Below are 24,908 nucleotides of genomic sequence, written 5' to 3' on the forward strand. Positions count from 1 at the left end.
TGCCAAATGTTCTCGATACGTGCCCGATGACCAGCAGAAATGCCGATTCACCCGACCCGGCGGCCCGGGCATTCGCTCATCCGGGAGCCGGGCGGTGTGATTTGATTACCGTATTCGCCCGGCGCACGGCATCAAGCTTCACCCACATAGAGCAAGCCGCAGCCTCAGTGTCGCCCGAACGGGCTAACGGAGACGCCGTCACGGTTGCTCGCGCGCGGCAAAGTATCCCCGATCATGTGGCAACGCGACGAGAGTGAAACGGGGGTGCTTCCTCACCAGATCCCGGCGGTGGCCAGCGGATCTTCACGATGACACAGCCGCTCCGCCACGCGGGGACGCGGCCCCGCCCCCGGAAGGGCGTGGAGCGTCGGCGTGCTACTCACAGCAATCCGACCGGCATCGCCGCGGAGGTTTACCCACCCGTTCCCGCGAATCGACATCACGGAAAGCAACATACGCGCGGGCACTCGAGTGACGCGGCTCCGGGCGTCCCGCCTGTCCGCCGCCACGCTGGGAAGACGCGGTGCCGGCGGCGGATGCCACTCCCGCGCCGCCCACCCACCGGCGCCTGGGCAGCCCGCGGCACGCCCGACCCCCGGAATGCTCGCCGGAGAATCGCCGAACCGCCCGCGTTCTTTCTTTTTTTGGACGCACATTGTGTTCGCCATTTCACAAACGGCACGCACGAATTCCGCACCCAGAGCCACCAGCGGCGAACGGCCCGGTTCACCGGCTTCGAGGCCGGCCTGAGAGCCTCGGACGGGTGAGTACGACGCTGGAACGCATTCGAGGTTTCCTCGCCGAACAGGACCCGCCCACGCCGTGTCTCGTCGTGGACGTCGACACCGTCGTCGACCGGTACCGGGCGCTCACCGCCGGGTTCCCGGGGGCGCGCGTCCAGTACGCGGTGAAGGCCAATCCCGAGCCCGCCGTGCTGCGCGCCCTCGCCACGGCCGGAGCGTGGTTCGACGTGGCCAGCCCCGCCGAGATCGACCTCTGCCTCGCCGCCGGCGCACCCGGCGAGCGGCTGTCGTACGGCAACACCGTGAAGAAACCGGCCGACATCGAGCACGCGCACAGCGCGGGCGTGCGCGAATACACGTGCGAGGCCGACAGCGACCTCGACAACATCGCCCGCCTGGCCCCAGGCGCGCAGGTGTCGGTCCGCCTGCTGGTGGAGGCGCCGGCATCGGCGACACCGTTCGGGCGCAAGTTCGGCTGCTCGGCCGAGTACGCCGCCGACCTGCTGGTGCGCGCGGCGGAACTCGGCCTCGACCCTGTCGGGGTAAGCTTCCACGTCGGGTCGCAGCAGCTCGACCCGGCGGCCTGGGACGTCGCGATCGGTGCGGCGGCCAAGGTGTTCGCCGCCACCGCGGGCCGCGGCGTTACCCTGCGCAGGCTCAATGTCGGCGGCGGCCTCGCCGTCGGCTACCGGGAGCCCGCGCCCACGACCGAGGCCTACGCCGCGGCCGTCACCCGGGCGGTGCGCGCGCACTTCCCGGCCGCCGCGCCGGAACTCGTGCTGGAACCCGGACGCGCGATCGTGGCCGAGGCCGGTCTGATCCGGTCCGAGGTCGTGCTGGTGTCGCGGAAGTCGCACTCGGACGAGCACCGCTGGGTCTATCTGGACGTCGGGCGCTACAACGGCCTGGCCGAGACGGAGAACGAGGCCATCGCCTACCGGCTGGAGGTGGTGGGCCGCCACTCGTCCGACGAAGGCCCTGTGATCATCGCCGGACCGACGTGCGATGGTGACGACGTGCTGTACCAGCGGACGCCCTACCGGTTGCCGTCGTCGTTACGGCCGGGGGACCGGATCGACATCCTGGCCGCCGGCGCGTACACGGCGAGCTACTCCTCGGTGGGGTTCAACGGGATCCCGCCACTGCGTACCTACTGCATCAGCGAAGGGAGGCCGACCAGTGCCGAGTGAGTGCCGCGAAGTCGGCGTGTTCTCGGGCACGCACGTGCTGGCCGAGCTCGACGGCGTCGAGCCACGGCTCCTCGACGACGAAAGCTTTCTGCGGACCACCTTGGCACGCACCTTGACCGATGCCGGGGCGACCGTGTGCGAGGTCATCGCGCACCGGTTCCAGCCCCAGGGCGTCACCGTGCTGGCCATGCTCGCCGAGTCCCATGCCTCCGTGCACACCTACCCCGAGATCGGGGCGGCGTTCGTGGACGTCTTCACGTGCGGCGAGCGGGCCGACCCCGAGGAGGCCGTGCAGCTGCTCGCGCGCGCCCTCGGCTCGGCTCCGGTGACCATGTCGACCGTCCGGCGAGGACGGCAGACCGCGATGACGGGGAAGTGAATGTCGAAGCAGATCGTCGAACCACTCGCAGCGGGCATGACCCGCGTCTGGGACCTGGACGAGGTCATCGTCGACACCCGCACCGACTTCCAGCATGTCGTGATCGCGCGGACGGCCCAGGGACGCACCCTCTTCTGTGACGACGAGCGGCAGAGCACCGAGGCCAGCCAGCTCGTGTATCACGAGGCGCTCGTCGTGCCGCCGTTGTTGCTGGCGGACGCCGTGCGCCGGGTGCTCGTCGTCGGGTCGAGCGAGGGAGTGGCGAGCCAGCTGGCGCTCGCGCACGGCGCCGCGCTCGTCGACCACGTCGACATCGACGCGCAGACCGTGCGACTGTGCGCCGAGCACCTGCCCTACGGCTACTCCCCCGCTGAGCTGGCCGAGGCCGAGCAGGGTACCGGACCGGTGCGCGTGCACTATCGCGACGGCTGGGAGTTCCTCGCCACCACCGAGACGCGTTACGACATCGTGCTGATCGACCTGCCGGACGAGAACACCGACCCGGACGCCCAGCACAACCGGCTCTACGGCGCCGACTTCCTCCGGCGCTGTGCCGGGGTCCTCGCGCCCGGTGGCGTGGTGACGTGTCAGGCGGGCTGCCCGACACTGTGGCGCAACGACACGCTCATCGCGGCGTGGCGCCGGTTCACCGACGTGTTCGGCACGGTCGTGTACTACGGCTCGGACGAGCACGAGTGGGCGTTCCTGTCGGGCAGGCCCGACAGTGTCGACGACCCGGTCGGCCGCATGGTGGAACGTCTGGAGCGCGGCGAGGGCTACCGGCCCGCGTCGATCGACGCCGAGGCGCTGCGGGCGAACACCGTCCCGCCGTACTCGGTCAGAGTTTCTGCCCGGCAGTGACGCGCTGGTGGACCTTGCGCTCGACCCAGAAGGACAGGAACGGGACGCATCCGGCGAGCAGCACGCCGACGGTGCCCTTCACCGACCAGCGGGCCTTGAGCGCAAGGTCCACCGCCACCAGCAGGTAGATCATGTAGATGACGCCGTGGATGGGCGAGTACACCGCCGACGGCGTCGCGTTGCCGAAGCCGTACCGCAGGACCATCACGACGCAGAGTCCGAGCAGGCCGATACCGGTGGCGAACGCCGCGATCCGGAACCGCTGCAGGGGACCCCGCAGGGACACCTCAGCGGGCGCCGCGGTCTCGTCGCGCTCGGTCGTCACCATCGTCACTTCACCTCTTGGTCGCGTGCGTTCAGCTCGGCCAGGAACCTGTTGTAGGCGGCCAGTTCCTCGTCTTCGGGATCCTCAGCGTCCACGATCACCGGCTGCCGTCGCGCGGCGGGGCGGGTCTCGGTCCGGCGCTCCGGCTCGGCCTCCGCGGCGGGCGCGGCCGGGGGCTGCGCGGCGATGGCCCGGTCCTCCCGCGTGCGGCGGCTCAGCTTGCGGTAACGCCACACCATGAACGCCGGGAACAGCCCGAACAGCGGCCACTGCAGCACGTATCCGAGGTTCTGGAACGTGCCGCCCGCCGACGTGAACCGATCCCACTGCCACCAGGCGAGACCGCAGCAGATGACCAGACTCAGCACGCACAGGCCCGCGATCGCGAGCCTGCGGCCGATCGTGGAGCTGAAGGTCACGCTTCGACGCTAGCACCATCAGCACAGTGGGCGAGGGCACACCTGGCCGGCTCCGGCCAGCGCCCGGCCGCGCTCAGTCGGCCGCCGTGTGCGCCTGCCTGGCGTAGGTGTCGGCCAGGCCGAACACCTTCTGCGCGTACTCGACGGAGTTGTTGTACGACATGATTCCCGTCCACCAGCCGTCGGCGCTGGCCATGTCGCGGTCGCCGACGCACAGATACCGTGCGGCGGCGAGCGCCGCGTCGTCGATCTGCTGGGGGTCGGCGAGTCCGTCGCCGTTGCCGTCGCTGGCATACCGCGCCCAGGTACCGGGGATGAACTGCATCGGCCCGACGGCCCGGTCGTGCGTGGTGTCGCCGTCGAGCGCGCCGCCGTCGGTGTCGGAGATCGCCTTGACGCCCCGGGAACCGTTGAGTGCGACCCCGATGATCGGCGTCGACGGCCTGCCGTCCTCGCCGAGCACGGCGCCGCCGTAGCGTCCGTGGTCGGACTCGATGCGCCCGATGCCGGCGAGCGTGGCCCAGCTGATGCGGCACCCGGGCTGGTACTGCCGCAAGGCCAGTTCGGCGTTGCCGTACGCGATGAGCGCCCGGGCCGGGATGCCGACCTGCTGCGCGGTGCGCTCGGCCCAGTCGGCGAGTGGGTCGGCACTCGCGCCGCGGGGCGGCAGTTCGACATGCCCACCTCCGGTCTGGGCCCCGGCCACCGCGTCGGTGGCCGGGGCGGCCGTACCGGGCTCCACCCGGGCCGGCTCGATGTCGAGTGCCGGGATGTCGGTGGTGGTGGGGCTCGCCTGCGGGGTGGTGGCGCGGGCGACGAGCCAGACGCCGCCCGCGCCCACCGCGAGAACGGCGATCACGACGAGCAGCCGGACGAGGGCCGCGGGGCCCGGGCGGGAATCGTGCTCCCGCCTCCCCGGTTCGCGCACTGCCTGGCCCTCCGTCTGCCGACCCTGTCCACCGTGAGAACGAGCGAGTGCACGTTAGCGTTATGGGTGCCGGGGCCGGCGGGCGGCACGCCGAGCTCGATCAGCTCGCGGCGTCGCGACGCTGCCGGGACAGCCGCGCCACGCACCACGCGGGCGCGCTGCCGCGGCGGAGGTGTTCCAGGACGGTCAGCGGTCCGAGTCGCTTGGACAGGTCGGCGGGGGTGAGCCCGGCCGCCCGGTAGTCGAGGGCCCGCTGGTCGAGCGGGCTGATGCCGGCATCCCACCACGCTTCGGCCTCGCTGACGTCACCGATCATCTGCCACCAGCCCGCGGCCGCGGCCAGCAGCTCGTCCGGGGCGTCCGGAAGCCGTTCCCGCATGGCGGACAGATAACCCGGGTCGGCGGTCTCGAGCGCGGCCCACGCGGCCGGGCCGGTGTTGCCGCGCTGTCCGGGGATGCCCGGTGCGGGCCGTGGCGCCTCCGCCAGCCACGCCGAGGCGATGCGGTTGATCTCCCGCTCCTCGGCGCTCTGCTCGCGCTCGGACGTCCACTGCCGGATTACCGCCTCAACGCCGGGATCTCGCATCCCTGCCTCCTCTGCAACGCACTGCTGTCGCTTGCGCAAAGACTGGTCGAGCAACGTTGTTCGAGATGTCGAGCGTGTGGCCTGGGGAACCGGCCGATCACGCAATGTGAGCACCGTAGGAGAGCGAGTCGGCTCCGCGCCAGACCCACTCGGCGACGAATTCGGTGACCTGCGAATTAACCCAGCGAATCCACCCGGATGGTCGAGCGGAACGACGGGAAAGAAAAAAGAACCACGGAGAGTGATCGTGAGATTGTGCGCACACGCACGTGACCGGCGCCGCATTTCCCGGCGCCGGTCACGGTGGTCCGGATCAGGAGAAGAGGCTCTGCACGAACGTCACGATCGCCTCGGCACCGTCGCGCAACCAGCCCAAAGCCGCCTGGACGGCGTCGGCCGACTCGGTGGGCCTGCTGATCAAGAAGAACAGGACGAGCGCGACGACGCCGAAGATGAGGACTTTCTTGAGACCCGGCGACATAGCTCCATCCGATTCATTCCGGTGTCCGTTCGGCGCAGCACCGCCTGTGTGTTCCGCCCGCCGGTACGGACCTCTCACGACCAGTACCACGTCATCATGCCCCACCGTCGGATGCTCCGACCGGCATTCACGCGAATGGGCGGCGTGCGTGACTGCCTGTGGTCGTGAAACACCTTCAGGCGGTGTCGTCACTGTAGTCAGAACGGGCGGGCGACGGGAGGTCCGACACGCCCGCCGGTACCGTCACCGGCGCCGGAACGCGGTCCCGGGCCGGCACACGCCGCCTGTCGGCCCGGTCGCCCGTACGTCACGCCACGGCGCCGACGGTCCGTAGCGCCTCGATGTCGGCGGGCTCGTAGCCGAACTCCCGCAGGACGTCGTCGGTGTCCGCCCCCTTTTCGTGCGGCGGCTCCGGCGGCTGCGCCGGTGTGCGGTCGAACTTCGGCCCCGGTGCGGGCTGGACCACCCCGCCGACGTCGACGAACGTGCCCCGCGCGACGTTGTGCGGGTGGGTGGCCGCCTCGTCCGGCGAGAGCACCGGGGTGAGGCAGGCGTCGGTGCCCTCCGCCTTGGCGACGAGCTCGTCCCGCGGGTACTTGCCGATCGCCTCGGCCAGTATCTGCCGCAGGCGCGGCCACTCGCGCTGGTCGAGGTGCATGGGCAGCTCCTGCGGATCGAGCTCCAGCACCTCGACCAGGGCCGCCCAGAACCGCATCTCGATGGCGCCCACCGCGACGTACTTGCCGTCGGCACACTCGTAGGTGTCGTAGAACGGCGCGCCGCCGTCGAGCACGTTCCGCCCGCGCCCGCCGCCCCACAGCCCGGCGGCCTTCATGCCGTAGAGCTGGGTCGTCAGCAGCGCCGAACCGTCCACCATGGACGCATCCACCACCTGGCCCCGGCCGGACGACGCGCGCTCGTACAGTGCCGCCAGCACGCCCATGGCGAGGTACAGCCCGCCACCGCCGAAGTCGCCGAGGAAGTTCACCGGTGGCACCGGCCGCTCCCCCGCCCGGCCGATCGGCTCCAGCGCACCCGACAGCCCGAGATAGTTGATGTCGTGCCCGGCCGACTGCGCGAGCGGCCCGTCCTGCCCCCAGCCGGTGATGCGCCCGTAGACCAGCCGCGGGTTGCGGGCGTGCACGTCCTCGGGGCCGAGCCCCATGCGTTCCGCCACGCCGGGCCGGTAGCCCTCCACGAGAACGTCGGACCGTTCGGCCAGCGTGAGCACCACCTCGATACCCTCGGCCGTCTTGGTGTTGACTCCGATCGTGCGCCTGCCGCGCATCAGCGGGTCGTTCGGGATGGACAGCACGTCCTGGCCCGGCACCGCGCGGTCGACCCGGATGACGTCGGCGCCGAGGTCGGCGAGGATCGTGCAGGCGAACGGCGCCGGCGCCAGACCGGCGAGCTCGATCACCGTCAGGCCACTGAGCGGCCCTGGCTTCATCGATGACACCTTTCGGGTCAGAGGGTGCGCGAGATGATGTCCTTCATGATTTCGCTCGTGCCACCGAAGATGCGGGAGATGCGCATGTCGGCCCAGGCACGGGCGACCGGGTACTCCATCATGTAGCCGTAGCCGCCGAAGAGCTGCACACAGTCGTCGATCACCCGGTTGCACCGCTCGGTGGTCCACAGCTTGGCCATGGCGGCGCCCTGCACGTCGAGCTCGCCCTTGAGGTGCCGCTCGATGCACTGGTCGAGGAACGCGCGGGCGACGGCGCACTCGGTGGCGGCCTCGGCGAGGGTGAACTTGGTGTTCTGGAACCCGAAGATCGGCCTGCCGAAGGCGTTGCGGTCCTTGGTGTAGGCGATGGTCTGCTCCACGGCCGCCTCCATCCCGGCGACCGCGGTGATCGCGATCAGCAGGCGCTCCTGCGGCAGTTGCTGCATGAGCTGGATGAAGCCGATACCCTCCTGCCCGCCGAGCAGGTTGTCCACGGGCACGCGGACGTCGTCGAAGAACAGCTCCGCGGTGTCCTGGCCCTTCATGCCGACCTTGTCGAGCACCCGGCCGCGGCGGAAACCGGGCGTCGACGCCGGGACGGCGATGAGCGACACGCCCTTCGCGCCCGCCTCCGGGTCGGTCTTACAGGCCACCACGACGAAGTCGGCGAGCGCGCCGTTGGTGATGAAGGTCTTCGCCCCGTTGATGACGTAGTGGTCGCCCTCGCGCACGGCCCGGGTCTTGATGCCCTGCAGGTCGGAGCCCGTGCCGGGTTCGGTCATACCGATGGCGCCGATCCACTCGCCGCTGGCGAACTTCGGCAGCCACTCCTTCTTCTTCTCCTCGGAGGCGTACGCGAGGATGTAGTGCGCGACGATTCCGTTGTGGACGGACACGCCCCACGCGCTGTCACCACTGCGGGCCTGCTCCTCGTAGAGCACGGCCTCGTGCGCGAAGGTGCCGCCACCGCCGCCGTACTCCTCCGGAATGGACAGTGCGAGCAGACCCACCTCCCCCGCCTTCGTCCACACCTCACGATCGATCTGCTTGTTCTCGCGCCAGCGCTCCTGGTGGGGCGTCAGCTCCTTCTGACAGAACGACCTCGCAAGCTCACGGAAGTCGTCCAGCTCCTCGTTCAGCCACGAGCTCCTGGGCAGTTGCAGCGGCACGGCGGGCCTCCCTGATCACCTGACGCACTGGAAAACATTCCATCTGGAATGTAAGTTCTGCGCGGAATGTACAGCCGGTCCGCCGGACAGGTAAAGGGGCTCCGGGTGAACGCGACAGGGCGAGGTCACCGCACACAGGCCGAGCGCCGTGCCCAGACCAGGACGGCACTGCTCGACGCGACCATCGAATGCCTGGTGGAGCTGGGCTATCCACGGACGTCGATGCAGGAGATCTGCGCCCGCGCCGGGGTGTCCAAGGGCGCCTTCCAGCACCACTTCGCGGCGAAGTCCGAGCTCATGGCCGCCGCGGTGGAGCACCTCACGACCCGGCTCCAGCAGCAGCGCATCCCCGAGGCCGAGCAGTTGCCCGCCGGCCCGGAACGCGTGGCCGCGGCCATCGACCTGCTCTGGGAGTCCTACTCCGGGACCCTCGCGACGGCCGCCATGGAGCTGTGGATCGCCGCCCGCACCGACCCGGAGCTGCGGGCGGCCATGCGGCCGATCGACCGCGCGCTCGGCCGCAAGACCCTCGAGCGGCTCACGGCGCTGTCCGGCGACCTGCCGCGGGACAAGGTGGAGACGCTGTTCTGGCTCACGGTCAACCTCACCCGCGGGCTGGCGCTCGACGCCGAGCTCGGCGGAGATCCGCGCCGGCGCAAGCAGCTGCTCGAGGAGTGGAAGCGCATCGCGATGCTGCACGTCGCCGGTTGACACGACGTGCACGGCAGGCATACTGCCGGTACGCTCTACTCGCCGGTAACAACGTTGCTCTCGGAGGCGGCATGACCAGCACGGTGCCCGTCAAGGCGGACCAGCCGGACACGATCGGCGGAGTGCCGGGCGCTCCCCCGGTGCGCCGGGCGACGGCGCTGGTGAACCGCGTCGCCGCCGGTCTCGACTCGGCACCGGTCCAGATGGCGGCGCCGTTCACCGGGCTCCCCATGGTGACGCTGCCCCAGGCGACCGACGCCGACACCCGCGCCGTGTTCGCCCGCGCCCGCCGCGCCCAGCACGCGTGGGCCGCCCGCCCGGTGCGCGAACGCCAGCGCGTGTTGCTGCGCCTGCACGAACTCGTCCTCGAGCACCAGGACGAGGCGCTCGATCTCGTGCAGGTGGAGTCCGGCAAGGCCCGGATCGACGCCTTCGACGAGGTCAGCGCGACGGCCCTGGTCGCCGCCTACTACGGCAAGCACAGCGCCCGCATCCTCGCCCCGCGCCGCGCGGCCGGAGCGCTGCCGGTGCTCACCCGGGCCGCCGAGCTGCATCACCCCAAGGGCGTGGTCGGCGTGATCTCGCCGTGGAACTACCCGCTCGCGCTCACGGCCATGGATGTGCTGCCCGCTCTGATGGCCGGCAACGCGGTGGTGCAGAAGCCGGACAACCAGACGGCCCTGTCCGCGCTGTGGCTGCACGAGCTGGCCGAGCGCGCGGGCCTGCCGGTCGATGCTTGGCAGATCGTGCTCGGGCGGGGCTCGGTGATCGGCGACGCCATCGTCGACGAGTCCGACTACGTGTGCTTCACCGGCTCGACCCCCACGGGCAAGCGGCTGGCGAGCCGGATCGCCGGGCGGCTCACGAGCTACTCGCTCGAACTCGGTGGCAAGAACCCGATGATCGTGCTGCCCGACGCCGACGTGCGCAAGGCCGCGGCGGGCGCGGTCACCGCGTGCTTCTCCTCGGCCGGGCAGCTGTGCGTCTCGATCGAGCGGATCTACGTGCACGAGACCATCCGCGACGAGTTCCTCCGCGCGTTCGCCGAGCGGACGGAAGCCCTCCACCTCGGCGCCGAACTGGACTACAGCGCGGGCATGGGCTCGCTGACGTCGCCGGAGCAGCTGCGGACCGTCTCGGCGCATGTCGAGGACGCCCGCGCCGCCGGTGCCACGGTGGTGACGGGCGGGCGCGCCCGCCCCGACCTCGGCCCGCTGTTCTACGAGCCGACCATCCTCACCGGCGTCACCGAGCGGGCGACGCTGTTCGCCGAGGAGACCTTCGGCCCGGTGGTGTCGGTCTACGGCTACACCGACGTCGACGAGGCCGTCGAGCGCGCCAACGACACCGCGTTCGGGCTCAACGCGAGCGTGTGGACCCGCGACACCCGCCGCGGGCAGCAGGTGGCGGCGCGGCTCAAGGCGGGCACGGTGAACGTCAACGAGGGATACGCCGCCACGTTCGGCACCGTCGGCGTCCCGATGGGCGGCATGAAGGAGTCCGGTGTCGGCAGGCGCAACGGCGCGGAGGGCCTGCTCAAGTACACCGAGGCGCAGGCGATCGCCGTCCAGCGCGGCCTGCGACTGCGCCCGTTCCGCGGACTGCCGCCGCGGCTGTGGACGGGCGCGATGACCGCCGGCATGAAGGTCCTGCGCTGCCTGCCCGGACGCTGAGACGTCAAGAGCTGCGGGACATCAGGGGCTCTTGGCGAGCAGGCCGCGGTCGTAGGCGATCGCGACCGCCTCGGCGCGCCGGCTCGCCCCGAGCTTCGCCATCGCGCGCGAGAGGTGCACGCTCACCGTCTTCTCGCTGATGTAGAGCTCGTCGCCGACCTGCCGGTTGGTGCGGCCGAGCGCGACGCGTTCGAGCACGGCACGTTCCCGGTCGGTCAGCACGTCGACCACCGCGCGGCGCGGTGCCACGCCCGGCAGGTCGAGCCTGGCCCGGCGCGCGAGCTCCCGGACGGCGTCCCGCAACGGCTCCGCCGCGAGCCTGCGTGCGGTGTCGTGGGCCGCGGCCAGCTCGTCGGTTGCGGGGCCGCTCTCCCCCGCCGCCAGCAAGGCCTCCGCGTGGTGCAGCCGGCAGATCGCCTGCTCGTACACCGCGCCGTAGCCGAAGGCCTCCACGGTGGCGGCCCACAACTCCGGATCGGCCGGACCGGCGAGCCCGCTCGCCGCGGCCCTCGCCCGCGCGAGCCAGGCCCGGCCCTCCGGGCCGAGGGTGCCGGAGCGAGGGACGGCGCGTTCCAGGCACGCATGCACCCGGGCAAGCAGGTCCTTGCCCACGGCGGCCGCGGCGGCGACCGTGTCGTCGTCCCCGCGCAGCCGCGCCCGCCCGGCCCAGGCCGCGCTCGCCTCGACGCCGAGCGCGCCAACCCGTAGCCCGCCCAGCGCCCACGGGAACAACTCCTCGAGCCGGCCGAGACCCTCGCGCGCGCGTTCCGCCGCCCGCGCGTGGTCACCCTGCCAGTAGGCCAGTCCCGCGCCCGCCGACGCCGCCGACACGGCGATCCAGACATCGGAACGCCACTGCGCGCGCAGATCATCCAGAATGCGCTCGGCCTCGGCGAAGCGACCGCGCGCCACGACGAGGTCGACCCACGCGGCGCCGACGAACGCCGTGACCGTGCTGGAGACGGCGGAGGGCTGCTCCATCCGGTCGTCCGGCCAGTCGCCGCGCAGGTAGCGCAGCGAGACATACCGGACCCGGGCGCTCAGGCCGACCGTGCTCCAGGCGAGACCGGCCTGCTCGGCGTGCTCCAGGCACCGCGCGTAGAGCTCGAACGCCGGGTCGAGTTCGCCCTGGTCCTCGTGACTGAGCGCGCGCATGTACAGCGCGTGCAGCTCGACGTCCGGTGCGCCCGCGGCCCGGGCCTTGCGCTCCGCCTCACCCAGCCGTTCCCGCGCCGTCGCCGCCTCGCCCGCCGAGTCGGCGAGGGTGCCCAGGGTGACCAGGGCCGAGGCCTCGGCGGCGTCCGCGCCTGCCGAGCGTGCGTCCGCCGCCGCTGTCTCGGCGCTCCACCACGCCTCGTCGAGACGTTCCTCGCCCCGCAGAATGCGGGCCCGCGTCGCCAGCACCCACGCGCGGTCGCGGCTCGGTGGAGCATCGGCGACCAGTGCCCACGCCTGCTCGATCGCCCCGACACCCTCGTGAAAGCTGCTGTCCAGCGCGATCAGCGTCTCGGCGAGCCTGCGCCACGCCATCGCCGCCCGCCCGGCGTCCAGGTCCGCCGGCAGGCCGTCGACGGCCGAGCGGGCGAACGCGATCGCGCGTTCGGGATCTCCCGAGGTCCCCGCGTACGACGACGCGCGCAGCAGCAACGTCAGCTCGTCGTAGCCGTCGGGGCGCTGGTCGCGGGGCACGGCGTCCCAGATGTCGAGTGCCTGCTCGACGTGCCGGAGCGCGTTCCCCGGCGCTCCCAGCGCTTCCGCCTCGTCCGCCGCGCGGACCAACGCCGGCAGTGCCGTGACGAAGTCCTTGCTGCGCAGGCTGTGGTAGGCGAGTTTCGCGTCGTGGCCACGCCCCTGCGGCGTCGAGCGGATCCGCGCGGCGTACGCGGCGTGCATGCGCGTGCGCTCGCCCGGCAACAGGTCGGCGTACACCGCTTCCTGCAGGAGCGCGTGGCGGAACTGGTAGAAACCGCCGTCGATCACCAGCACATGGTGCTGCACGGCTTCCCGGAGTGCCTCGTCGAGCTCGAACTCCCCGAGCCCGGAGATCTCGGCGAGCGCCGCGTGCGCCACGCTGTCACCGGCCACGGCGATCGCGCGCAGCACCCGGCGCGTGTCCTGGGCGAGCCGCTCCAGCCGCGCCAGCAGCACCTCGGCGAGCCCGGCCGGGATCTCCTGGCACGTGGTGCAGGAGGCCAGCAGTTCCTCGGCGAAGAACGGGTTGCCCTCCGAACGCGCCACCAGCTCGGCCAGCGTCTCGGGGGCCAGTTCCTCGTCGGCGAGCGCGGCGAGGAACTCCCGGGCCTCCGCCTCCCCGAACGGGGCCAGATCGATCCGCTCGACGGTCGGCAGCCGCACCAGCTCGGCCAGCACCGCGCGGAGCGGGTGCCTACGGTGCACGTCCTCCTCGCGGTAACTGCCGACCACGAGCAGCCGCTGAGTGCGCAACCGGGAGAGCAGAAAGGACACCAGGTTCCGGGTCGAGGTGTCGGCCCAGTGCAGGTCCTCCAGCACGAGCAGCAACGGTCGGTGCTCGGCGATCTCCGTGAGCACGCCGAGCACCGCGTCGAAGAGCTGCAACTGGCCGAGGTCCTGCTCGGCATGCGCGCGCTGCCTGCTGTCGTCGCCCATGGCCGACACGTGCGGCACGGGCAGCTTCGACGACGTCCCGTGCCCGAGCTGCGGCACGAGCCTGCCGAGCGCGGGCCGCGCCGCCAGCGCCGCCTCGACTGCGGCGTCCCCGGTCCCGGCCAGCGGTGCGAGCGCCTCGGCGAACGGGAGGTAGGGCAGCCCGTCCTCCCTGAGGTCGAGGCAGCGTCCGGTGAGGACGAGCGCACCGTCCGCCGCCGCGCCCTCGGCCAGCTCCGTGACCAGCCGCGTCTTGCCGACGCCGGCGTCGCCGGCGAGCAGGATCGCGGTCGCCTCTCCCGTCGTCGCGCGGTCGAGGGCGGCGCGGAGCCGCGCCAGTTCGGGGACGCGACCGACCAGCGGGATACCGGATCCGAGACGGGGCACGAGTCGCATTGTTCCCTACCCCACCGACAGGCCCGCCATGGTTTTCGCGACCCCGACCCTCAGCGTGCGCACCGGAGCGGCTCGTCGTCGTGTGCGCCGGAGCGCGGGGCCGGGATCATCGCGGCCCGCCGGCCGACCCGCCACCGGCGGCCGCTCGGGCTCACCCGCCACGTGCGGCCGGCCTTGTGCAGCTCCTCGGTGCGGTAGGCCACCTCGGCCCGCATCGCGTCGAGCAGCAGTTCCCCTTTGCTGGATGCCATCGCGGTTCAACTCCTCGTTCACCTCGTCGGTGAACGACAGAGTCGTGCTGAGGCACCGGCGGCGGCATCGGACGTTCACGTCGTCCGGCCCCTCGGGGACCCCTTACCCGGCGGTCCCGGCTCCGGCGCGGTGGTAAGGCCCGTCCGGGCGGCCGGATCAGTGCCGGTCGAGCCGTCCGGTCCGGGCCGCGGTCAGCAGCGCCTCCCACTGCGCGGCGGGCAGGCGCAACGCGCCGGCGTCCGGGTTCTTCGAGTCGCGCACGGCCGTGCCGTCCGGAGTGAAGGCCACCTCCACACAGTCGTTCCCGCCCCCGCTGTGGCTGCTCTTGCGCCATTCCAGCCCGGACAACTCGGACATGGTCCCCATCAGCGCTCCTTCGTCTCCCATCAGTTCTCGTGCTTCTCGAACCGCCGCGCCGCGGCCTCGATCATCGTCAGTGAATCGTCGGGCTTTGCCGCGGCCGCCCGCAAATGATCGAACATCAGCGCATATCGACGCACATCCGCGTCGTCCTCGAGATAGAGGCCGCCATTCGTGCTGTCGACATACACGACGTCCTGGTCGGCCTGTTCCGGAAAACCGAGAATGAGAAACGGACCTTCCATTCCCGGATGCGCACCCCCGGAAAACGGCACGACCTGGATCGTGGCATGGGGCAACTCGGCCACTTCGAGCAGCCGCCACAGTTGCTCGGCCATCACCTCCGGCCCACCGACGGCCCGGTGCAGCACGGCCTCGTCGACCACCGCCCAGTATTCCGGCGGGTGCGGATCCCGCAGCAGCGCCTGGCGTTCCATCCGGGCGGCCACCCGGCGTTCGATCTCGCTCTCCGTGGCGTCCGGGCGCATGGCCCTGATCACCGCATGCGCGTACCGCCGGGTCTGCAACAGCCCCGGAACGAGCAGGGCCTGGTAGGCGCGCAGCGAGCTGGCATCCGCCTCGAGGCCCACGAACGTGCCGGTGAACACCTCGTTGTAGGCGTGCCACCACCCCCGCCTGCGCGCCTCGCGAGCGAGCTGGACCAGCGCCTCCTGTTCGTCGCCCCGGACGCCGTAGAGCTCCAGCAGGTCGCGCGCGTCGCGGGGCGTGACGCCGACGTTGCCCGTCTCGATGCGGCTGATCTTCGACGCCGAGCACTCGAGCTTCTCCGCCACCTCGTCGATGGTGAGATCGGAGGATTCCCGGAGCCGCCGAAGTTCACTGGCCAGCCTGCGGCGACGAACGGTCGGGCCCTGGCCACGCGTCATAAGTCACCTCCGATTGACTCACTTCGCACATCTAACCAGGCGACACAACCGGGAGTGACCCGACAATCCTCCGGTGTCAACCAAAAGGTGTTCGCGCGGCGGATTGCAATTTGCAGTTTTCAACCAGGACGCGCGCGACCGTTCCCGCCGGTGCGATTTCCGATTCGGTCCCGCGGGATGCGCGTGGCTGTCACACGAGGCGGACGAGACCTTCCTGCACCACCGTCGCGATGAGCCTGCCGTCACGGGAGAAGAACCGTCCCGTCGCCAGACCACGAGCGCCGGATGCCGACGGTGAGGAGCAGTCGTAGAGGTACCACTCGTCGGCGCGGAAGGGCCGGTGGAACCACAGCGCGTGGTCGAGGCTCGCGCCGAGCACCCGGTCGACGTCCCAGTACACGCCGTGCTCGGCGAGCACCGAGTCCAGCAAGGTCATGTCCGAGGCGTAGGTCAGCACGCACACGTGCAGCAGCTGATCGTCGGGCAGCACGCCGTCGGCTCGCATCCACACCTGGTTGCGTCCCGCCCACGTGCCGGTCTCGCGGGTCACCCACGGCGGGTCAGTCACGTAGCGCAGGTCGATGGGCCGCGGTTGCGTACGGAACCCGAGCTGATCGCTGTACCCCTCGATGCGCTCGGCCAGTGTCGGCAGGCTCTCCGGGTCGGGCACGTCCGGCATCTCGACGGCGTGCTCCACGCCCTCCTCGTCCTTCTGGAACGACGCCGACAGCGCGAAAATCGCCTTGCCGTGCTGGACGGCCACCACCCGGCGGGTGGTGAAGGAGCGGCCGTCCCGGATGCGATCGACCTCGTAGATGATCGGCACCGAAGGGTCGCCGCCGCGGATGAAGTAGGCGTGCAACGAGTGGACCTTGCGCTCGGCCGGCACCGTCCGGCCCGCCGCGACCAGCGCCTGCCCGGCGACCTGGCCTCCGAACACCCGGGTCGGCGAGTGCGGCGGGCTGACGCCGCGGAAGATGTTCTCCTCGATCTTCTCCAGGTCGAGCAGGGCGATCAGCCGATCGAGCACCTGCTGGCCGCCGGTGCCCGCATCGCCGTCCAAACCCGACGCTGCCGCTCTCGCCAGCTCAGTCATACCTAGGAATTCAACACGTTCGGCCCGCGCCACGCCCCTCAGGCGTGGTCGTCCTCACCGAGACGATGAACACGGATCAGGTTCGTGGAACCGACCGTTCCCGGGGGCGATCCGGCGACGATGACCACCAGGTCGCCGGGCTGGTACTTGCCGGTTTCCAGCATCGCGTGGTCGACCTGCTGGATCATGCGGTCCGTGGAGTCGGCGTGCGGCACGATGCGCGCCGTGGTGCCCCACGTCATCGCCAGCTGGCTGCGCACGCTCTCCAGCGGTGTGAACGCGAGCAACGGCAGCCGCGTGTGCAGGCGGGCGAGCCTGCGCACGGTGTCGCCGGACTGCGTGAACGCGACGAGCGCCTTGGCGTTGAGCCGCTCCCCGATGTCGCGGGCGGCGTAGGAGATCACGCCGCGCTTGGTGCGGGGGACGTGGCTCAGCGGCGGTACGGTCGGCAGGTCCGCCTCGACGGCCTCGACGATGCGGCTCATCGTCTGCACGGTCTCCACCGGGTAGCGGCCGACGCTCGTCTCGCCGGAGAGCATCACCGCGTCGGCACCGTCGAGCACCGCGTTGGCGACGTCGGAGGCCTCCGCGCGCGTCGGACGTGAGTTGTTGATCATCGAGTCCAGCATCTGCGTCGCGACGATCACCGGCTTGGCGTTCTCGCGCGCGATCTGGATGGCCCGCTTCTGCACCAGCGGCACCTGCTCGAGCGGCAGCTCGACCCCGAGGTCGCCGCGGGCCACCATGAGGCCGTCGAACGCGAGCACGATCGCCTCGAGGTTGTAGACGGCCTCCGGCTTCTCGAGCTTGGCGATGACGGGCACCCGGCCCCGGCCGACGCGGTCCATCACCTGGTGCACCAGATCGATGTCGGCGGGAGAGCGCACGAACGACAGCGCCACGAAGTCCACCCCGAGCTCCAGGGCGAACTCGAGGTCCTCGATGTCCTTCTCGGACATGGCGGGCACCGAGACGTCCATGCCCGGCAGCGAGACACCCTTGTTGTTGCTGACCGTCCCGCCCTCGGTGACCTCACAGAGCACGTCGGGACCCTCGACGGATTCGACCACGAGACCGACCTTGCCGTCGTCGACGAGCAGGCGGTCACCCGGCTTGGCGTCCTTGGCCAGCCCCTTGTAGGTGGTGGAGACGCGCTCGTGCGTACCGGTCACGTCCTCGACGGTGATGCGCACCTTGTCGCCCGTGCGCCACTCGACGGGACCGCCCGCGAACGTGCCCAGCCGGATCTTCGGCCCCTGCAGGTCGGCCAGGATGCCGACGGCTCGCCCGGTCTCGGCCGCCGCGGTGCGAACGAGGTCGTACACCTGCTTGTGGTCGCCATGGCTGCCATGGCTGAAGTTCATCCGTGCCACGTCCATGCCCGCGTCGACCAGCGCACGGACCTTCTCCGCCGTCGCCGTCGCCGGACCCAGGGTGCACACGATCTTCGCTCGTCGGCTCACACCCTGAAAGCGTAGACCGTCACGCGCGGCACGTCTGTACCGATCCGGTAATCGCGTCGCGTATCGGTCCTGCTAGCGCCGCGGCAGCTCGCTGAGGCCGACATGATCGCGTGCCCACTCGTTCAGTGGGCGCAGCGCGCGCCACGCCGTGCGCACGCGATCCAGGCAGCCGCGCTCGTGCAGCGTGTCGTCCGGCTCCCAGCCGCGGAGGGCGTACAGCGCGCGGTGCCGCAGCAGGTCCAGCCGGGGATGGTCGGCGGGCACGCCGCGCGGCCGGGTCGCGAGCCGCTCGCCCGCGATGTCCCAGCCGTCCGCCCGCAGGTCGGCGACGATGCGCTCGAGCGCGCGGCCGTGGATGTCGGTGTCGACAGCCGCGCGGAACCGGGCGAGCTGGTCGGCGGCCAGGTGGAAGCAGCCTCCGCCCACGCGCAGCCCCGCGGGCCCCACCTCGACGTAGTACGCCCCCGCGCCACGCCCGGGTTCGATCACGCCGCCACAGTGGGTCTTGTACGGCGACTTGTCCTTCGCGAAGCGGACGTCGCGGTGGGGCCGGAACACCTTGGGCTCCCCGAAACCCGGCGCGAACTCGTCCGCGAGCTCGGCCAGCAGGGCCTCCATCGGCGCGCGGACGTCCCGGCGGTAGATCTCGACGTTGGCGTCCCAGTACGGCCTGGAGTTGTCCGCGACGAGACCGTCGTAGAAGTCGATCGCGTACTCGCCGAAACCCGTGAACGACACGCGGCCAGGCTACTCAGGGCTGGCCCGCCCGCGGCGGCACCCGGGCCACCCAGGAGGCGAGCCGACTGTCCGGTGTGGACGGCAAGTCCGGGCGCCCCCTTCCGGCGCCCGACCGCGAACGGTCAGCCGAAGAAGATCTCTGCCTCGGCGTAGCGTTCCGGCGGGACCGTCTTCAGCTCCGCGGTCGCCTCCGCGAGCTTCACCCGGACGATGTCCGTGCCCCGCAGCGCGACCATGACGCCGAAGTCGCCCTCGGCCACGGCGTCGACGGCGTACAGGCCGAACCGCGTGGCGAGCACACGGTCGTAAGCGGTCGGCGTCCCGCCGCGCTGGGTGTGACCCAGGACGACCGCGCGCGACTCCTTCCCGGTCCGCCGGGAGATCTCGTCGGCGAGCCACGTCCCCACCCCGCCGAGCCGGACGTGCCCGAACGCGTCCTTCTCGCCGCTCTGCAGCACCTCCGCGCCGCCCTCGGGCAGCGCACCCTCGGCGACGACGATGATCGGCGCGTACTCGCGCTCGAACCGGCGCTCCACCCACTCGACGACCTGGTCCACCGAGAAGGCCCGCTCCGGCACGAGGATCACGCTCGCGCCGCCGGCGAGACCCGAGTGCAGCGCGATCCAGCCCGCGTGCCTGCCCATGACCTCCACCACGAGGGCCCGGTGGTGCGACTCCGCGGTGGTGTGCAGCCGGTCGATCGCCTCGGTGGCGATGTGGACGGCGGTGTCGAAGCCGAACGTGTAGTCGGTCGCGGCGAGGTCGTTGTCGATGGTCTTCGGCACGCCGACGACGTTGACGCCCTCGTCGGTGAGCCGCTTCGCCACGCCCAGGGTGTCCTCGCCGCCGATGGCGATCAGCGCGTCGATCCCCTGCTCGGCCAGCACCGACTTGATCCGCGCCGAGCCACCTTCCTCCCGGTACGGGTTGGTGCGCGACGAACCGAGGATCGTGCCACCGCGCGTGAGGATGCCCTCGACGTCGTCGCGGCCGAGCGGCCTGCTCTCCCCCGTCAGCGGCCCGCGCCAGCCGCTGCGGAAACCGACGATCTCCCAGCCGTGCGCCTCGATGCCCTTGAGCACGACCGCACGGATCACCGCGTTGAGCCCTGGGCAGTCGCCACCGCCGGTCAGCACGCCGACTCGCATCGATCAACCTCCGCGACTTGTTCTTCGTCACACTGTGGCCGCCAGCGTAGACCCACCCCACTTGATCGGTGCAGCAGCGCCCGGCCGTCTGTTACAGTCTCGGCCGTGCAGCGTTTCTACTGGTTTAGCGGGCCGGCCCGGAGTGGGCCGGTCGGCGACGCCGTGCGCTGACCAACCACCACTTCGAGCCGGACGCCAAGCCGGCTCGGCGGTGCTCGGGGCGGCTTGCGGAAAGGAAGCCACCCGATGTCGATCCCCGCAGGTCCCGCGGATCTCGAACCCGTACAGCGGCTGGACAGCCAGCGAACCACGCACGTCAGCCCGCTCGTGTCCCCCGCGCTGCTGCGCGAGGAGCACCCCGTCGACGCCGCGGTCGCCAAGACCGTCACGCAGGGCCGCGCCGACACCGTGGACATCCTCGAGGGCCGGGACCAGCGTCTCATCGTGGTGGCCGGCCCGTGCTCCGTGCACGACCCCGAGGCCGCCCTCGACTACGCCCGGCGCCTCGCCGAGCACGCCGCGAAGGTCCGCGACGAGCTGCACATCGTCATGCGCGTGTACTTCGAGAAGCCGCGCACCACGCTGGGCTGGAAGGGCCTCATCAACGACCCCGACCTCGACGGCAGCTTCGCGGTGAACAAGGGGCTGCGCCTGGCCCGGCAGCTCCTGCTCGACGTCTCCGCGCTCGGGCTGCCCGTCGGTTGCGAGTTCCTCGACCCTATCACGCCGCAGTACATCGCCGACACGGTCAGCTGGGGCTCGATCGGCGCGCGGACGGCGGCGAGCCAGGTGCACCGGCAGCTGTGCAGTGCCCTGTCCATGCCGGTCGGCATCAAGAACTCCACCGACGGCGACGTGCAGGTGGCCGTCGACGCCGCCCGTGCCGCGGCCGCGGGCCACGTCTTCCCCGGCATCAACGCCGACGGCCTCGCCGCGCTGTTCACCACCGCGGGCAACCCCGACTGCCACGTGATCCTGCGCGGCGGCAGCGCGGGCCCCAACTACGACAGCGCGACGGTGGCCGACACGCTCGCCCGGCTGCGCAAGGCCGGCCTGCCCGAACGCGTCATCGTCGACGCCAGCCACGGCAACAGCGGCAAGGACCACCACCGGCAGGCGGGCGTGGTGAGCGAGCTCGCCGAGCGCATCGGCGCGGGCGAACGCGGCATCGTCGGCCTGATGATGGAGAGCTTCCTCGCCGAGGGCAGGCAGGACCTCACCCTCGGCAAGGCCGCCGACCTGCACTACGGCCGCAGCATCACCGACGCCTGCGTCGACTGGTCCACCACCGCCGGCCTGCTCGACGAGCTGGCCGCGGCCGTCCGGGCCCGCTGAGGCGGGTCAGGCCGCCGGGAAGCCGCGGCGACGCCGGGTCTCCTCGATGACCTTCCACCGCTCGAGGTTGTGCCGCGCGTCGGCGAGCGCGTCGTGGGCGTCGGCAGGCGGGTCGGGCAACCTCGGCTTGCCGACGTCCTCCCAGCGCTGGCGCAGGTCGCGGGTGAACCGCGGCAGCTGCCGCGGCAGCGACGGCATCGGGCCCCACAGCTGCGCCAGCGCCACGTGGTCGTAGGCGGCGTACCAGGCCCACAACTCGATCCCGTCAGGCGGCGTGCCGAAGAACGCCAGGAGGTCCTCGCGGATCCGGCTGCGGCTGCGCCACGCCGGATCCGCCGGGGACGGCAGCTTGTCGAGGACGTGCTCACGCACCCACGGTCCGGCCTTGGCCGGGTCGAACTCCGTGGACACGGCGTAGAACTCGCGCCCGGAGGCGTCCACGACACCGATCGACACCAAATCGATCGTCACGCCGTCCTCGATGAACTCGGTGTCGTAGAAGAATCGCACCGCAGCACCGTATGCACTCTCGCGCCGTGCCCGCACCCGGGGTGGGCGCCGGCGTCAGCCCGCCTGGCTCTCCGGCAGCCGCGCGGCGTCGCGGGCGTCGGCCTGCAGCGGCACCGCGGGCCGCACACCCGCCGACTCGGCGGCGAGCTGCTCCTTGGCCTTCGCGGCGTAGATGTCGACGTACTCCTGCCCCGACAGCTCCATGAGCGCGTACATGATCTCGTCGGTGATGGAGCGCTCGACGAACCGGTCACCCGCCAGGCCCTCGTAGCGGGAGAAGTCGAGCGGCGTGCCGAAGCGGATCTCCAGCCTGCGCGGCCGCCACATCTTGGAGCCGATCGGGTTGACCTGGTCGGTGCCGATCATCGCGACCGGGATCACCGGGACCCGGGCCTGGAGCGCGATGCGCGCGACACCGGTCTTGCCCTTGTAGAGCCTGCCGTCCGGCGAGCGAGTGCCCTCGGGGTAGATGCCGAGCAGCCTGCCCTCCCGCAGCAGCCGGATCGCGGTGTCCAACGCGGCCTGCGCCGCCGACCCACCCGAGCGGTCGATCGGGAACTGGCCCACACCGGTGAAGAACCACTTCTTGAGCCTGCCCTTGACACCGGGCTCGGTGAAGTACTCCTGCTTCGCGGGGAAGGTGACCCGGCGTGGCACGTAGAGCGGCATGAAGAACGAGTCGGCCACGGCCAGGTGGTTGCTGGCGATGATGGCGCCACCGGTGTCGGGGATGTTCTCCAGACCGGTGACCTTCGTCGGCCAGAAGAGCCGTAGCAGCGGACCGAGAAGGACGTACTTCATGAGCCGATAGAGCACCGCGGCAAGCCCTCCTCCAGCACGACACCAGAACCCCGACCGTTGGTCAGCCTACGAATCCGCGCTGGCCGGGCACAACAGGCCGCACCGGGTTGCGCCTGCCCCGGGATCGATCTCACACCCGATGCCGATCGCGGACAGATCGCCGGGCGCGTGCGACCATGGACCGACCAAGCTCGACGGGAGGGCGATCGGCATGCCTGTGCTCGCCGGCGCTGAGCCGTTCCGGCACACCGGCTCCACCGAGACCGGTGTGCTGTTGTGTCACGGGTTCACCGGGACACCGGCGACCATGCGGCCGTGGGGCGAGTACCTGGCCGACGCCGGATACACCGTGTCCTGCCCGCGGCTGCCCGGCCACGGCACCACCTGGCAGGAGTGCAACCGCACCGAGTGGACCGACTGGTACGCCTGCGTCGAGGCGGAGTTCCACCGGCTGGCGCAGGAGTGCGAGTCGGTGTTCGTGTTCGGCCTGTCGATGGGCGGGACGCTGACCCTGCGGCTGGCCGAACAGCTCGGTGACGCCGTCGCGGGCATCGCGCTGGTGAACCCGTCGGTGCTGACCACGCGCCTGGACGCGAAGTTCCTGCCGCTGCTCTCGCGGGTCCTGCCGTCGGCCAAGGGGCTCGCCGGCGACATCGCCAGGCCCGGCGTGACCGAACTGGCCTACGACCGCACCCCCGTGCGCGCCGCCCACAGTCTCGGCAAGCTGTGGACGCTGGTGCGGCGGGATCTGGCCAAGGTCACCCAGCCACTGTTGCTCGCGCATTCGGCGGTCGACCACGTCGTCGAGCCGGTCAACGCGCGCATCGTCGCCGAGGGGGTCAGCAGCACACACATCGAGAAGGTGGTGTTGCACGACAGCTTCCACGTCGCCACCCTCGACAACGACGCACCGCTGCTGTTCGAACGCAGTGCCGACTTCGTACGGGCCGTCAGGCAGGTGAGGGCACGGTGAGCAGACCAGGGGCCGACGGGCCGGAGAACGTGGACGCGACGTTCGAGGAGATCGTCGCCGATCTGCGCGCCCAGGGCTTCAGCGAGCCCGACCTGCAGGTCGCCGAACCGGAGGCCGACCCCGCACCGGACCGGGACGGCCGGGACCCCAAGCGCCGCGGCGCGGGCGAGGAGCAGCCCGACCCGGCGCTGAGCGAGTCGGGCTGGCGGGAGAGCACGGCCGGCTGGGACGAGACGATGTTCGGGCCCGACCCCGCGAGCGACGACGAGCACTTCGTCCCCCCGGAGCCACCGCCCCTGCCGAAGCCCCGCAAGGGCGCGTTCGTGGTGCTGTTGTTCTTCGTCGTGGGCCTGCTGTTGCTCATCGCGCCCACGGTGATCGGGTTGACCTCGAGCATCGGGACCCCGCTGGGCATGCTGGCACTCGCGACCGGGATCGCGTTGTTGCTGCTGCGGGTCAGGCAGGGCCCGCCTGACGGCGCCGATCCCACCAACGGCGCCCAGGTCTGATCCCCTGCCGCGACCGTCAGCCGCAGGCGTCGAGCAGGCTCCACAGCGCGGAGGGCCCGACCACGGTGACCCCCTCGGCCTCCACCTCCCGGCGCAACTGCCGGTCGGCGGTGGCCACGACGACGTGGTCGCGGGGCCGCAGCCCGCGTAGTTCCTTCACGGTCCGCACGATCGCGCTGTCGCCGTCGTCGTCGGCCGACACGACCTCCACTCGTTCGGTCGCGTCGGTCGCCTTCGCCCGCCCCTCGACGACCAGCACCACGCGTGGCCACCACAGCCAGTCACCGTCGTGGCGCAGGCCCACGTCGCCGGCGCGCACACCGACGCACGTCAGCGCGCCGAGCCGGTCCCGCAGCCGCTCGGTGGCGGCCGCGCGGTCGCGCCACCAGCCGTCCGGCCGCGCGCCGACCACGTTGGCCGAGTCGACGACGAGCACCAGTTCGCGGTCGAGCTGCTCCCGGAGTTCGGGCCACGCCGCGGCGAAGTTGCGGTGCAGCGGGTAGCCCGGCACGTCGTCGGGGTGCACCCAGTCGAGGGCGGTGCTCTCGGCGTTGGCGACGCGCGGGCGCACGGTGTCCCGGACGGTCGCCAGCACGGTGGTGTAGCGCCACGTGCCGTGGTCCTCGGCGCGGGCGGACAGCACCCGCACCGAAGCCGCGGGCACGGCGGTCTCCTCCTCGGTCTCCCGGGTGGCGGCCTGCGCGGGAGATTCGTCGGAACGGACCGCGCCGCCGGGCAGCGCCCAGGAGTCGCCGTGGTGGGTCCAGCCCGCGCGGTGCTGCAGCAGCACCCCACGCCGCGGATCGCTCAGGAGCAGACCGGCGGCGCCATGCAGGCCCCAGTGCCGCTCCCCGCACAGGCACTTGACGAACCCGTCGCCGTCACCGAGAAGCATCCGGC

Annotated in this window: 26 protein-coding genes; 8 read left to right on the forward strand and 18 right to left on the reverse strand. The window is 71.4% G+C overall.

The genetic code is table 11. The annotated features are described in order from the left end of the window. Positions 1–763 precede the first annotated feature (763 nt). From ACFSZT_RS20935 to ACFSZT_RS20945, 3 genes are read left to right on the forward strand one after another with little or no spacing between them, the layout of a single operon-like run. The gene (locus tag ACFSZT_RS20935) at positions 764–1,933 is read left to right on the forward strand and encodes a type III PLP-dependent enzyme (protein WP_377385734.1); all 1,170 of its coding nucleotides are present in this window, start codon (positions 764–766) and stop codon (positions 1,931–1,933) included. Then, complete coding sequence (gene speD / locus ACFSZT_RS20940) at positions 1,923–2,312, forward strand: adenosylmethionine decarboxylase (RefSeq protein WP_377385737.1); 390 nt, start codon at positions 1,923–1,925, stop codon at positions 2,310–2,312. The genes ACFSZT_RS20935 and speD overlap by 11 nt, the downstream gene beginning before the upstream one ends. After that, entirely contained in the window at positions 2,313–3,173 is an 861-nt protein-coding gene (locus tag ACFSZT_RS20945; RefSeq protein WP_377385740.1) for a spermidine synthase, read from the forward strand. Here the strand turns inward: ACFSZT_RS20945 and ACFSZT_RS20950 are convergent. From ACFSZT_RS20950 to ACFSZT_RS20980, 7 genes are all read right to left on the reverse strand, one after another. Then, positions 3,151–3,501 (reverse strand): DUF3817 domain-containing protein, encoded by a 351-nt coding sequence (locus ACFSZT_RS20950; protein WP_377385743.1) that lies wholly within the window; start codon positions 3,499–3,501, stop codon positions 3,151–3,153. The two genes, ACFSZT_RS20945 and ACFSZT_RS20950, sit on opposite strands and share 23 nt — an antisense overlap. Before the next feature lie 2 nt (positions 3,502–3,503). Further along, a complete protein-coding gene (locus ACFSZT_RS20955; protein ID WP_377385745.1) occupies positions 3,504–3,917 on the reverse strand; it encodes a hypothetical protein in 414 nt (137 codons plus the stop codon). A 73-nt stretch (positions 3,918–3,990) separates the two neighbouring features. Next, positions 3,991–4,845 (reverse strand): lytic transglycosylase domain-containing protein, encoded by an 855-nt coding sequence (locus tag ACFSZT_RS20960; RefSeq protein WP_377385748.1) that lies wholly within the window; start codon positions 4,843–4,845, stop codon positions 3,991–3,993. Positions 4,846–4,945: 100 nt separating this feature from the next. Beyond that, positions 4,946–5,431: a helix-turn-helix transcriptional regulator gene (locus tag ACFSZT_RS20965; protein WP_377385751.1), complete on the reverse strand. Its 486-nt coding sequence runs from the start codon at positions 5,429–5,431 to the stop codon at positions 4,946–4,948. Positions 5,432–5,744: 313 nt separating this feature from the next. Further along, on the reverse strand, positions 5,745–5,912 hold the full coding sequence (locus tag ACFSZT_RS20970) for a hypothetical protein (protein ID WP_377385754.1): 168 nt from the start codon (positions 5,910–5,912) through the stop codon (positions 5,745–5,747). A 307-nt stretch (positions 5,913–6,219) separates the two neighbouring features. Further along, the gene (locus tag ACFSZT_RS20975; protein ID WP_377385757.1) at positions 6,220–7,362 is read right to left on the reverse strand and encodes a CaiB/BaiF CoA transferase family protein; all 1,143 of its coding nucleotides are present in this window, start codon (positions 7,360–7,362) and stop codon (positions 6,220–6,222) included. 17 nt (positions 7,363–7,379) lie between these two features. Then, positions 7,380–8,531 (reverse strand): acyl-CoA dehydrogenase family protein, encoded by a 1,152-nt coding sequence (locus ACFSZT_RS20980; RefSeq protein WP_377385760.1) that lies wholly within the window; start codon positions 8,529–8,531, stop codon positions 7,380–7,382. A gap of 66 nt (positions 8,532–8,597) precedes the next feature. Here ACFSZT_RS20980 and ACFSZT_RS20985 point away from each other — a divergent pair, with 66 nt between their 5' ends. Continuing rightward, on the forward strand, positions 8,598–9,242 hold the full coding sequence (locus ACFSZT_RS20985; protein WP_377385763.1) for a TetR/AcrR family transcriptional regulator: 645 nt from the start codon (positions 8,598–8,600) through the stop codon (positions 9,240–9,242). A gap of 71 nt (positions 9,243–9,313) precedes the next feature. Next, complete coding sequence (locus ACFSZT_RS20990; protein WP_377385766.1) at positions 9,314–10,915, forward strand: succinic semialdehyde dehydrogenase; 1,602 nt, start codon at positions 9,314–9,316, stop codon at positions 10,913–10,915. Positions 10,916–10,936: 21 nt separating this feature from the next. Here the strand turns inward: ACFSZT_RS20990 and ACFSZT_RS20995 are convergent, their stop codons facing one another. The 8 genes from ACFSZT_RS20995 to ACFSZT_RS21030 form a co-directional block, all read right to left on the reverse strand. Beyond that, the gene (locus tag ACFSZT_RS20995) at positions 10,937–13,936 is read right to left on the reverse strand and encodes a helix-turn-helix transcriptional regulator (protein ID WP_377385768.1); all 3,000 of its coding nucleotides are present in this window, start codon (positions 13,934–13,936) and stop codon (positions 10,937–10,939) included. Between the two features lie 50 nt (positions 13,937–13,986). Then, positions 13,987–14,187, reverse strand: coding sequence for a hypothetical protein (locus tag ACFSZT_RS21000; protein ID WP_377385771.1), 201 nt, complete (start codon positions 14,185–14,187; stop codon positions 13,987–13,989). 157 nt (positions 14,188–14,344) lie between these two features. Then, complete coding sequence (locus ACFSZT_RS21005) at positions 14,345–14,554, reverse strand: DUF397 domain-containing protein (RefSeq protein ID WP_377385774.1); 210 nt, start codon at positions 14,552–14,554, stop codon at positions 14,345–14,347. Between the two features lie 20 nt (positions 14,555–14,574). Further along, the gene (locus tag ACFSZT_RS21010; RefSeq protein WP_377385776.1) at positions 14,575–15,435 is read right to left on the reverse strand and encodes a helix-turn-helix domain-containing protein; all 861 of its coding nucleotides are present in this window, start codon (positions 15,433–15,435) and stop codon (positions 14,575–14,577) included. A gap of 190 nt (positions 15,436–15,625) precedes the next feature. After that, complete coding sequence (gene tesB / locus ACFSZT_RS21015) at positions 15,626–16,531, reverse strand: acyl-CoA thioesterase II (protein WP_377385778.1); 906 nt, start codon at positions 16,529–16,531, stop codon at positions 15,626–15,628. 38 nt (positions 16,532–16,569) lie between these two features. Next, entirely contained in the window at positions 16,570–17,994 is a 1,425-nt protein-coding gene (gene pyk / locus ACFSZT_RS21020) for a pyruvate kinase (RefSeq protein WP_377385781.1), read from the reverse strand. A gap of 72 nt (positions 17,995–18,066) precedes the next feature. Then, on the reverse strand, positions 18,067–18,732 hold the full coding sequence (locus ACFSZT_RS21025; protein ID WP_377385784.1) for a DUF2461 domain-containing protein: 666 nt from the start codon (positions 18,730–18,732) through the stop codon (positions 18,067–18,069). A gap of 122 nt (positions 18,733–18,854) precedes the next feature. Further along, positions 18,855–19,880 carry a 6-phosphofructokinase gene (locus ACFSZT_RS21030; RefSeq protein WP_377385786.1) on the reverse strand — a complete coding sequence of 342 codons (1,026 nt, stop codon included), beginning with the start codon at positions 19,878–19,880 and terminating at the stop codon, positions 18,855–18,857. Between the two features lie 246 nt (positions 19,881–20,126). Here ACFSZT_RS21030 and ACFSZT_RS21035 point away from each other — a divergent pair, with 246 nt between their 5' ends. Next, positions 20,127–21,215, forward strand: coding sequence for a 3-deoxy-7-phosphoheptulonate synthase (locus tag ACFSZT_RS21035; RefSeq protein WP_377385788.1), 1,089 nt, complete (start codon positions 20,127–20,129; stop codon positions 21,213–21,215). A 6-nt stretch (positions 21,216–21,221) separates the two neighbouring features. Here ACFSZT_RS21035 and ACFSZT_RS21040 read toward each other — a convergent pair whose 3' ends face one another. Continuing rightward, positions 21,222–21,725, reverse strand: a complete 504-nt coding sequence (locus ACFSZT_RS21040; protein WP_377385792.1) for a polyadenylate-specific 3'-exoribonuclease AS — start codon at positions 21,723–21,725, stop codon at positions 21,222–21,224. A 54-nt stretch (positions 21,726–21,779) separates the two neighbouring features. Next, the gene (locus ACFSZT_RS21045) at positions 21,780–22,541 is read right to left on the reverse strand and encodes a lysophospholipid acyltransferase family protein (protein WP_377385795.1); all 762 of its coding nucleotides are present in this window, start codon (positions 22,539–22,541) and stop codon (positions 21,780–21,782) included. Positions 22,542–22,737: 196 nt separating this feature from the next. Here ACFSZT_RS21045 and ACFSZT_RS21050 point away from each other — a divergent pair, with 196 nt between their 5' ends. Beyond that, positions 22,738–23,499, forward strand: coding sequence for an alpha/beta hydrolase (locus tag ACFSZT_RS21050; RefSeq protein ID WP_377385798.1), 762 nt, complete (start codon positions 22,738–22,740; stop codon positions 23,497–23,499). After that, positions 23,496–24,008 (forward strand): hypothetical protein, encoded by a 513-nt coding sequence (locus ACFSZT_RS21055; protein WP_377385801.1) that lies wholly within the window; start codon positions 23,496–23,498, stop codon positions 24,006–24,008. Before ACFSZT_RS21050 ends, ACFSZT_RS21055 begins: the two co-directional genes overlap by 4 nt. A 16-nt stretch (positions 24,009–24,024) precedes the next feature. Here the strand turns inward: ACFSZT_RS21055 and ACFSZT_RS21060 are convergent, their stop codons facing one another. Then, positions 24,025–24,903, reverse strand: coding sequence for an NUDIX hydrolase (locus ACFSZT_RS21060; protein WP_377385804.1), 879 nt, complete (start codon positions 24,901–24,903; stop codon positions 24,025–24,027). Between the last annotated feature and the right edge of the window lie 5 nt (positions 24,904–24,908).

Source organism: Prauserella oleivorans (assembly GCF_042685745.1).
Lineage (GTDB): Bacteria > Actinomycetota > Actinomycetes > Mycobacteriales > Pseudonocardiaceae > Prauserella_A > Prauserella_A oleivorans.

Coding starts and splice junctions, on each gene's coding strand:
- ACFSZT_RS20945 (WP_377385740.1), top strand. CDS start 2,313: ATGTCGAAGCAGATCGTCGAACCACTCGCAGCGGGCATGACCCGCGTC.
- ACFSZT_RS20950 (WP_377385743.1), bottom strand. CDS start 3,501: ATGGTGACGACCGAGCGCGACGAGACCGCGGCGCCCGCTGAGGTGTCC.
- ACFSZT_RS20965 (WP_377385751.1), bottom strand. CDS start 5,431: ATGCGAGATCCCGGCGTTGAGGCGGTAATCCGGCAGTGGACGTCCGAG.
- ACFSZT_RS20970 (WP_377385754.1), bottom strand. CDS start 5,912: ATGTCGCCGGGTCTCAAGAAAGTCCTCATCTTCGGCGTCGTCGCGCTC.
- ACFSZT_RS20975 (WP_377385757.1), bottom strand. CDS start 7,362: ATGAAGCCAGGGCCGCTCAGTGGCCTGACGGTGATCGAGCTCGCCGGT.
- ACFSZT_RS20985 (WP_377385763.1), top strand. CDS start 8,598: ATGTACAGCCGGTCCGCCGGACAGGTAAAGGGGCTCCGGGTGAACGCG.
- ACFSZT_RS20990 (WP_377385766.1), top strand. CDS start 9,314: ATGACCAGCACGGTGCCCGTCAAGGCGGACCAGCCGGACACGATCGGC.
- ACFSZT_RS20995 (WP_377385768.1), bottom strand. CDS start 13,936: ATGCGACTCGTGCCCCGTCTCGGATCCGGTATCCCGCTGGTCGGTCGC.
- ACFSZT_RS21000 (WP_377385771.1), bottom strand. CDS start 14,187: ATGGCATCCAGCAAAGGGGAACTGCTGCTCGACGCGATGCGGGCCGAG.
- ACFSZT_RS21005 (WP_377385774.1), bottom strand. CDS start 14,554: ATGGGGACCATGTCCGAGTTGTCCGGGCTGGAATGGCGCAAGAGCAGC.
- ACFSZT_RS21010 (WP_377385776.1), bottom strand. CDS start 15,435: ATGACGCGTGGCCAGGGCCCGACCGTTCGTCGCCGCAGGCTGGCCAGT.
- tesB (WP_377385778.1), bottom strand. CDS start 16,531: ATGACTGAGCTGGCGAGAGCGGCAGCGTCGGGTTTGGACGGCGATGCG.
- ACFSZT_RS21030 (WP_377385786.1), bottom strand. CDS start 19,880: ATGCGAGTCGGCGTGCTGACCGGCGGTGGCGACTGCCCAGGGCTCAAC.
- ACFSZT_RS21035 (WP_377385788.1), top strand. CDS start 20,127: ATGTCGATCCCCGCAGGTCCCGCGGATCTCGAACCCGTACAGCGGCTG.
- ACFSZT_RS21050 (WP_377385798.1), top strand. CDS start 22,738: ATGCCTGTGCTCGCCGGCGCTGAGCCGTTCCGGCACACCGGCTCCACC.
- ACFSZT_RS21060 (WP_377385804.1), bottom strand. CDS start 24,903: ATGCTTCTCGGTGACGGCGACGGGTTCGTCAAGTGCCTGTGCGGGGAG.